Below are 7,731 nucleotides of genomic sequence, written 5' to 3'. Positions count from 1 at the left end.
TTGCCAAATCGATGCCGATTCGCTTAAGTTTCATGGTGACTCCCTCCTCCGGTGACTGCTGTTTTCAGCAACTTCAGTCTGGCGCATTGACGCCGTTAGGAGGGGGGAGTCCATTTCATTGCCCTACGGTACTACCCGTGCGCGCAGGCCCGCCCACCCCCTTGCTACACTCCCGCCTCAGAGCAGACCTTGCGGAGAGCACCATGAGCGCACCGGACATTCGCTGGCAGCAGCGCCTGTACAACTTTCGCCGGGCACTGGCCCAGCTAGACGACGCCATGGCGCTGATGGCCGAGCGTCCACTGTCGAAGCTGGAAAAGCAGGGAGTAATCCAAGGCTTCGAGTACTGCTACGAGCTGGGCTGGAACACGCTGAAGGACTTTCTGGTCTGGCAGGGTATCGAGGGGCTGGTCGGCTCGCGCGATACCATCCGTGAAGGCTTCAGTCGTGGCCTGATCGCCGACGGCACCGGCTGGATGCAGATGCTCACCGACCGCAACCGCACCTCGCACACCTACAACGAGGAAACCGCCGAAGCGATCCTGAGCAACATCCAGCAGCAGCATCACCCGCTGCTGCGCGCGCTGGAGCAGGTGCTGGGCGTCCGCGAGGAGCCGCAGGCATGACCCCGGACTACGGCCTGCCGGCAGAGGCCCTGCAGGCGATCCGTCGGGTGCTGGCCGCCCACCCCGGCGTCTACGCGGCCATCCTCTACGGCTCCCGCGCCCTCGGTCGCGAACGCCCCGGTTCGGACATCGACCTCACCCTGCAGGGCGACGGTCTGCAGCACCGCGACCTGCTGGATATCGAGCTGGCGCTGGACGACCTGCTGCTGCCGTGGAAGATCGACCTGTCGCTGCTGGCGCATATCGACAACCCGGCGCTGCTGGAGCACATCCGGCGCGTGGGGCAGAAGCTCTACGAGCGCGAAGCGCCGACCCCGTGAATCCGAAAGGGAACACCGCCCCATGTGGCACCAATACCGCTTCCAGCTCAAACCCCGCCGTCGCGGCTTTCATCTGGTGACGGACGAGATCCTCTCCCACTGCCCGGCGATCCGCGAGATGCGCGTCGGGCTGATGCATGTGTTCATCCAGCACACCTCGGCCTCGCTGACCCTCAACGAGAACGCCGACCCCACGGTGCGCAGCGACTTCGCGGCCTGGTTCGACCGCGCCGTACGCGAGGACGAGCCGTACTACCAGCACACCCTGGAAGGCAGCGACGACTTGCCGGCGCACATCAAGAGCAGCCTGCTGGGCAACAGCCTGAGCCTGCCGGTCACTGACGGCCGGCCGAACATCGGCACCTGGCAGGGCATCTACCTGGGCGAGCATCGCGAGCACGGCGGGGCGCGGACGCTGGTGGTGACCTTGCACGGGGAATGAGCTGCGCAAATGGTGTCGAGCAAACGCAGCCTTATCCACCGATCTGTCTCGGCCGCAGGGCAATCACTAAGCGACCTACCCTCACTCGCAGATCCGCTGTGCAGATCGAGCAGCTCCTCGACAGCCGGACTGGAGCAGATCCGCCTGAAGTTGCTCACGCTCCTGCTCCAGCAGTGATCGCCACTTTCAGTCGCTAGGCGAACTGGAAGTCATCGAACGCAATCAGTTTGGCCCCTTCACCCTTGATGCCGGCGATCTGGATGGCCGCATCTGCTCCCGAACCGTCGGCGTCGTAGTACAGCGCGCCCGTGGCTGCGTTGTAGACGAGGTAGTCATCGCCATCCGCAGCGGCCGAGCCCAAGGTGAGGTTTTCCACGGCGGCACCGGCGAGCTGGGTGAAAACGCTGGTATCCAGCGCCAGGATGTCCCCCTTGGCGAAGTCCTGGATCCGGTCGATGCCGCCCACGGCCAGGTTGCTGAAGACGAAGATGTCGTTGTCACTGCCGCCGGAAAGCACGTCGGCACCCTCGCCGCCATCAATGCGGTCGGCACCAGCGCCAGCGACGACCTTGTCGTTTCCCGAGCCGGCGAGGATGTCATCGTCGCCGGCACCGGAATTGATCCGATCATTGCCGGCCCCGGCCAGGATGCTGTCATTGCCTGAGCCGGTGGTGATGTTGTCGTTCCCGGCGCCGGTATCGATGCTGTTGTCGCCATCACCAGCGACGATCTTGTCGTTGCCTGCCCCGGTGACGATCTCGTCGTGCCCGGCGCCGGTGGTAATCCTGGCATTGCCCTCAAGATCGGAGATGGTGTTATTGCCGGAAAGGTCGTTGATCTTGTCCTGGCCGGCGCCGCCATCAATGGTGTCGTTGCCATCACCACCGAACAGCTGGTCGTTGCCGGTGTTTCCGAAGATCGTGTCGTCGCCCGCTTCGCCGTAGATCTTGTCGTTACCGGCCCCGCCGTCAAGGAAATCGCCTCCGGCGGTTCCGGTGATCTTGTCGCTGCCCGTCGTGACAAACGGCATCAAGCCATCGAACCCCTGGCTATCCAGTGCCCCGCCCAGGGCCACAGCGTCGATATTGGCACCGGTAACTTTTCCGGAAACCACCGGATCGGCTAGTTGGCCATCGACAAAGTTGACCTGGCCCCACTCGACGCCTTTGATCTTGCCACCCCAGATGTCGCCCTGCGAGTTCATGGACACCTGTCCGGTGAACCTGACGTAATCGAACCCGCCCGGCCCGGAGCCATTCGCGGAGAGCATGTAGAACTCTTTTACACTGCCGGATATGCCGGTATCCGTAACCCCCAGTGACCCACGAAAATCGAGCTCATAGCCACCGACATCGCCTAGCCAGGCCTCCTTGACCGTGATCGGCGGGAAGCTCACCTGATCGGCCCTGAGGGTAAATCGTCCACGGAAGCCCAGATCGAGAGTGCCACTATCCAGATCGAACTCGCGGATGGTGATGCGATCCGGGCCTATGCTGCCGGCGAACCAGATGTTTGTTCCATCACTGAAGTTCAAGCTGTATCCACCAGCATACGGCTCGTAACTCGTGGGCTCGGGCAACTGGTCGAGCAGAGTGAGGGCCTGGCTACCGGAGCTTTCGATGCCCTGCCAGAAACTGGAAAAATCGAAGCCGGGATCGAAAACCCCGGTATTGGTAATGCCGATCAAGGTTGCCATGACGATTGCCTCGCAGTGACTGGCCAGCCGCTTCAACCCTTGCAGAAACGCTCATCCGATGTGTGCAACGGGATGACCGCTAGAGCGGCGATTTAGGGTCACCGATACCCGGCTCGGTACGACAACGAGCGACGGTCGGCACTAGTGCGCTTGATGGGAGGCTTGTTCCCGCTAAAGCCCCGCTGCATCAGAAAGCCCCATCGTCGCCGGACCGGCTGCCCACACCGCTTGGGTATCGCCAATTGACCTTGCTCAGCTTAGACCACCAGTGCACCCACGCCCGGCAAGCTCAGCAGCGGCATCCTTGCGGGCAGCCTGATACCGCCACGATAGTTCTCACCACACTTTTGCCTCAGTACGGCGCCCGGCCCAGATAGTTGCCCTTCGGCTCGTAGTTGCACACCACGATCATCTGGTCGTCGCACTCGCTGACGCCGCAGCCGAGGCGGCGGGTGTCGCCCCAGACCATCTGCGTGTAGTGGCCGCTGGGCGCCCAGTTGTGCGGGCGCAGCGGGCCGCCGCGGTACAGCCTGCGCTCCCGCGCCCAGGCTAGGGCGGCGTCTTCCACCTCGTAGTAGCTGGCGGTGCCGGTGTAGAGGTTTTCCCCGTAGCCCGAGCCGCGGCTGTGCTGCATGCGGCAGCTGCGGTCGGCGAGGTGGTCGGCCCAGCGCTGGGCGGTCTTGGCGACCTGCGGCGACCATTGCAGGGGTCGCACGCCGACATCCGCGCGCGCCCGGTTGTGTACGCGCAGCAGGTCTTTCACCGCCGCCGGGTGGAGGCGCGAGCCGTTCGCGCCGGGGGCGGCGGGGCAGGCGAGCAGCAACAGGGAGGCAACGCAGAGCGACAGGTAGCGGGCAGGGCGGCTAGGCATGGGGGAGTGCTTCGAGTGGGTGGTGATGATGGGAACGGATTTGTTGGCTGAGCGCAGACAGCAAGCAGCCCGCCGCGTTCCCGGCACTCCCCCCTGCGGCGCAAATACTTGCGCAACGCCGCCCGGGTCACGTTTGAGCGTCCGTGCCGCGCGCCAGCAGGCCCGCGTTACGCAGGCAGTGAGGAAAAGCCGCTGCTGGCGCGCGAAGACCATGGCTTTTTCATGCCTGGCACCGCCCCGCCCTGTGCCGCTGGGCTTAAAATGCGCCGAATACCTGCCCGCGTGCACCGGCCGCTATCCCGACGCTGGATGGTCGGCACGGGGGTTCGCGCAACAGCGCCATTTCGCTGCACATCACCGGGCATGACAACGCGGGGCGGATCACGACGTGTGTGGTTGTGACCGGCTCTCATGCCGCACTCAGAAGACAAGGGCTCGATCATGGGCGACGCAAATCAGCCGCGCTGGAAGTCCAGCAAGGTCAAGGACGGTATCGAGGAAATCCACATCAGGAAGTGGAATTACTTCATCGACTACATTCAGGAAGCCTTTTCGCCCGGGTCCGGCTGGGTCTATCGCGGGCACCGCAAGGACTACTACAAGCTCGAGTCGACCATCGACCGCAAGATCGTCGACAAATCGAAGACCACCCAGCTGCGCCAGGATCAGCTCAACCGCTTCAAGATGGCCATCCGCGGCAAGCGCGGGGCGAACCCGCCGCAGTACGACGAGCCGCTGGAGTGGTGGGCGCTCGGTCAGCACTTCGAGTTGCTGACGCCGCTGGTCGACTGGACCCATTCGCCCTATACCGCGGCGTTCTTTGCCTTCGCCAATACCGGTAAGGACGACACCCGCAAGCGGGTGATCATTGCGCTGAACAAGAGCGAAGTGGAAGGTCGTCCCGAGCTGGCCAGGATGGTGCGCTTCTACACGCCGTTCTCCGACGAGAATGCGCGGGTGCTCGGCCAGAACGGGCTGTTCTCCTATTCGGACTCCGGGGAGGAGCTGGAGGCGGTGATCGCCCACGAGTTTGCCGGCTCGAACGCTGCCATCATCAAGAAGATCCACCTGCCCAACGCCGAGCGGATCAGCGTGTTGCGCGGCCTCGAGCAGATGAACATCAACCACCTGACGCTGTTCCCCGACCTCAGTGGGGCGAGCAACTATGCCAACATGCAGTTCGAGCTTTACTCCAACTAGCCCCGTGGCGGGCCGGCGCGGCCTTGCCGCACGGCGGTAAGCGGGGCGCAGGATGGCAGGGCGGCTTGCGCTGCCGAGGATGGGGAGACGAGATGCACGGCAAATGGACTGAGCTGAATCGACTGCTGCAGGCCCAGTGGCGCCAGCTGCTGACCATCAACCCCAGCGACCGGCCCTGGCAGATGCCCTTCGCCGCGGCGCTGGCCACCGGGCTACCGCTGCTGGTCGGCGCCTGGTTCGACCGCCTGGACTACGGGCTGGTCTCCTCGCTCGGCGGGCTGGTGTTCCTCTACCTGCCCGGCACGCCGCTGTATCACCGCATGGTGACGCTGATGGCCTGCTCCTTCGCGATGATCGCCTGCTACACGCTGGGGGTGATGAGCCACTTCTTCCCGCTGCTGATGATGCCGGCGCTGGTGTTCGTCAGCATCCTGGTTAGCATGGTCTGCCGTTTCTACGGTCTGGGGATGCCCGGCAGTCTGTTCTTCATCATGGCCGCGTCGATCGGCGCCTATACCCCGCTGGACGTGTTGCAGGTGCCGCTGATGGTCGGGCTGATCTCCATGGGTAGCCTGCTGGCTTGCCTGATCGCCTTCTTCTACAGCCTCTACATCCTGCGCGTGCAGACACCCAAGCCGGTGCCGCCGCTGCCGGCGCCGACCTTCGACTTCGTGGTGTTCGACTCGGTGTGGATCGGCATCTTCGTCGGCGTTTCGCTGGCCGCCGCCCAGGCCCTGCAACTGGAGAAAGCCTACTGGGTGCCGGTCAGCTGCCTGGCGGTGATCCAGGGCGCGTCGCTGCAGGCGGTGTGGAACAAGCAGTTGCACCGCGTGCTGGGTACCGCCATCGGCCTGCTGGCGGCCTGGGGGTTCCTGTTGCTGCCGCTGGACAAGTGGAGCATCGCCCTGCTGATGATGCTGCTGTCCTTCGTGATCGAGGTCGCGGTGGTCAGGCACTACGCCTTCGCCGCCATCTTCATCACCCCGCTGACCATCCTGCTCGCCGAAGCTGCCACCCTGGGCCACGGCTCGGCCGGCGCGCTGATCGAGGCGCGCTTCTACGATACCGCGCTGGGCTGCTTGGTCGGCCTGATCGGAGGTATCTGCCTGCACAGCCCGCGCTTTCGCGCAGTGATGGGGCGGCAGATGCGCCGGCTGGTGCCGGCACGCTTCGGCGGCTAGGCGACGGGCTAGAGGAAGATGCCCAGCAGCTTGCTCGCCGCCCAGAGTCCATGCAGGCTCACGCACAGCCGCGCCAGCAGGGTCCAGAGCTTGCGTCCAGTGTTGTCCGCGCAGCGCCAGACCACCGGCAAGGAAAAGGCCACGAAGCCGAGGATCGGGGTCGCGATCAGCAGCACCAGAACCGTCTCGGTGCCGAGCCCGATCGCGCGCTTGAGAGCGATGGCGACATCCACAAACAGGGAGGTCCGCACACCGAAAGCCATCGCCAGCGAGAGTAGGAGCGAGCCCAGCACATAGACCAGCCAGAAGGCCTTCCACAGCGGCTGGCTGCCGTCCAGATAGCCGAGCAGTCCTTTCCTCGGGAGCGCTGCCGAGTCCAGTGCGCTGGCTGCGGGAGTGCGATAGGGTTCGTTGCTGATCATCGGGGCATCCTTGCCTGGCCTGGGAGTCATCGCGGCCGACACTATCCCATCGGCCGCCGCCCGGCCAGTCACCGCCTCACGCCAGGCGCCGCCCCAGGCGGTTGAGCCACAGCGAGGCGAGGATCACCGCGCCGCCGGCGGCCAGGCGCGGCAGGTCGGCGTCGCGGTTCCAGATCAGCAGGTTGACCAGCAGACCGGCCGGCACGTGCAGCTCGTTCAGCACCGCCAGGGTGCCAGCATTCACCCGCGTGCTGCCCTTGACCCACCAGAACATGCCCAGCGCGGTGGCGAACAAGCCCATCCACAGCAGCACGCCCCACTGCACTGCGGTGTGCGGCAGCTTGGCCGGGTTGCCGAACAGCAGGAACGAGGGCAGGGCGAGGACCAGCGCGCCGAGGAAAAAGTGGCCGAAGTAGCGCTGCAGCGGCTGCTCGACCGGATAGCGCGCCAGCAGCTGGCGGCACAGCACCTGGCCGGCGGCGAAGGTGGCGTTGGCCAGCTGCAGGAGCAGGAAGCCGAGCAGGTAGTCGCCCTCCAGCGGCTTGAAGCGGATGATCGCCCCGCCGCCCACCGCCACCACGGCGGCGAGCAGCGCCCAGGGGTTGAAGCGTCGCGCCAGGGCGTCGTCGAGCAGGGTCACGTAGATCGGCGTGAGCACGGTGAACAGCAGCACCTCGGGCACCGTCAGCACGCTGAAGCTGCGGTACAGGCACAGGTAGGTGACGCCGAACTGCAGCGCGCCGGCCAGCCAGAAGCCGGCCAGCAGCCGCCCCGGCAGGCCGCGCCAGACGGTGAACGGCAGGAACACCAGGGCGGCGATCACCACCCGCGCCAGCACGGCGAAGTCGCTGTCCACCTGGCCGGCCAGGTACTCGCCGATCAGGCTGAAGGAGAAGGCCCACAGCAGGGTGACGATCAACAGGTAGGGCATGGACTGCGCGCCTTGCGACGAAACGGGCGCGGATCATAGGCC

9 protein-coding genes are annotated in these 7,731 nt (G+C 65.2%); 5 read left to right on the top strand and 4 right to left on the bottom strand.

What is annotated here, in order from left to right:
• Positions 1-203 precede the first annotated feature (203 nt).
• The 3 genes from KRX52_RS10590 to KRX52_RS10580 are packed head-to-tail and all read left to right on the top strand — an operon-like array spanning position 204 to position 1,388.
• Complete coding sequence (locus KRX52_RS10590) at positions 204-626, top strand: nucleotidyltransferase substrate binding protein (protein WP_217681706.1); 423 nt, start codon at positions 204-206, stop codon at positions 624-626.
• The gene (locus tag KRX52_RS10585) at positions 623-946 is read left to right on the top strand and encodes a nucleotidyltransferase domain-containing protein (protein ID WP_217681705.1); all 324 of its coding nucleotides are present in this window, start codon (positions 623-625) and stop codon (positions 944-946) included. The genes KRX52_RS10590 and KRX52_RS10585 overlap by 4 nt, the downstream gene beginning before the upstream one ends.
• Before the next feature lie 22 nt (positions 947-968).
• Positions 969-1,388 carry a secondary thiamine-phosphate synthase enzyme YjbQ gene (locus KRX52_RS10580; protein ID WP_217681704.1) on the top strand — a complete coding sequence of 140 codons (420 nt, stop codon included), beginning with the start codon at positions 969-971 and terminating at the stop codon, positions 1,386-1,388.
• Between the two features lie 193 nt (positions 1,389-1,581).
• On the opposite strand, the gene KRX52_RS10575 is transcribed toward KRX52_RS10580, so the two are convergent.
• Together KRX52_RS10575 and KRX52_RS10570 are read right to left on the bottom strand one after the other, a co-directional pair.
• The gene (locus tag KRX52_RS10575; protein WP_217681703.1) at positions 1,582-3,084 is read right to left on the bottom strand and encodes a calcium-binding protein; all 1,503 of its coding nucleotides are present in this window, start codon (positions 3,082-3,084) and stop codon (positions 1,582-1,584) included.
• Between the two features lie 352 nt (positions 3,085-3,436).
• Positions 3,437-3,955 carry a CAP domain-containing protein gene (locus KRX52_RS10570; RefSeq protein WP_217681702.1) on the bottom strand — a complete coding sequence of 173 codons (519 nt, stop codon included), beginning with the start codon at positions 3,953-3,955 and terminating at the stop codon, positions 3,437-3,439.
• Positions 3,956-4,396: 441 nt separating this feature from the next.
• Between KRX52_RS10570 and KRX52_RS10565 the strand changes: the two genes are divergently transcribed.
• On the top strand, positions 4,397-5,155 hold the full coding sequence (locus KRX52_RS10565) for an FRG domain-containing protein (RefSeq protein ID WP_217681701.1): 759 nt from the start codon (positions 4,397-4,399) through the stop codon (positions 5,153-5,155).
• A 92-nt stretch (positions 5,156-5,247) separates the two neighbouring features.
• Positions 5,248-6,336, top strand: a complete 1,089-nt coding sequence (locus tag KRX52_RS10560; protein WP_217681700.1) for an FUSC family protein — start codon at positions 5,248-5,250, stop codon at positions 6,334-6,336.
• Between the two features lie 8 nt (positions 6,337-6,344).
• On the opposite strand, the gene KRX52_RS10555 is transcribed toward KRX52_RS10560, so the two are convergent.
• Positions 6,345-6,758, bottom strand: coding sequence for a hypothetical protein (locus tag KRX52_RS10555; protein WP_217681699.1), 414 nt, complete (start codon positions 6,756-6,758; stop codon positions 6,345-6,347).
• 76 nt (positions 6,759-6,834) lie between these two features.
• The gene (locus KRX52_RS10550) at positions 6,835-7,689 is read right to left on the bottom strand and encodes an EamA family transporter (RefSeq protein ID WP_217681698.1); all 855 of its coding nucleotides are present in this window, start codon (positions 7,687-7,689) and stop codon (positions 6,835-6,837) included.
• Between the last annotated feature and the right edge of the window lie 42 nt (positions 7,690-7,731).

This window comes from Geopseudomonas aromaticivorans (genome assembly GCF_019097855.1).
In the GTDB taxonomy this organism is placed as follows: domain Bacteria; phylum Pseudomonadota; class Gammaproteobacteria; order Pseudomonadales; family Pseudomonadaceae; genus Geopseudomonas; species Geopseudomonas aromaticivorans.
Note: the sequence above shows the minus strand (reverse complement) of the source record. Positions and strands in the feature narration are given on the sequence as shown.

Excerpts from the sequence above, each read along its gene's own strand:
- KRX52_RS10590 (WP_217681706.1), top strand. The coding sequence starts at position 204 with ATGAGCGCACCGGACATTCGCTGGCAGCAGCGCCTGTACAACTTTCGC.
- KRX52_RS10585 (WP_217681705.1), top strand. The coding sequence starts at position 623 with ATGACCCCGGACTACGGCCTGCCGGCAGAGGCCCTGCAGGCGATCCGT.
- KRX52_RS10580 (WP_217681704.1), top strand. The coding sequence starts at position 969 with ATGTGGCACCAATACCGCTTCCAGCTCAAACCCCGCCGTCGCGGCTTT.
- KRX52_RS10575 (WP_217681703.1), bottom strand. The coding sequence starts at position 3,084 with ATGGCAACCTTGATCGGCATTACCAATACCGGGGTTTTCGATCCCGGC.
- KRX52_RS10570 (WP_217681702.1), bottom strand. The coding sequence starts at position 3,955 with ATGCCTAGCCGCCCTGCCCGCTACCTGTCGCTCTGCGTTGCCTCCCTG.
- KRX52_RS10565 (WP_217681701.1), top strand. The coding sequence starts at position 4,397 with ATGGGCGACGCAAATCAGCCGCGCTGGAAGTCCAGCAAGGTCAAGGAC.
- KRX52_RS10560 (WP_217681700.1), top strand. The coding sequence starts at position 5,248 with ATGCACGGCAAATGGACTGAGCTGAATCGACTGCTGCAGGCCCAGTGG.
- KRX52_RS10555 (WP_217681699.1), bottom strand. The coding sequence starts at position 6,758 with ATGATCAGCAACGAACCCTATCGCACTCCCGCAGCCAGCGCACTGGAC.
- KRX52_RS10550 (WP_217681698.1), bottom strand. The coding sequence starts at position 7,689 with ATGCCCTACCTGTTGATCGTCACCCTGCTGTGGGCCTTCTCCTTCAGC.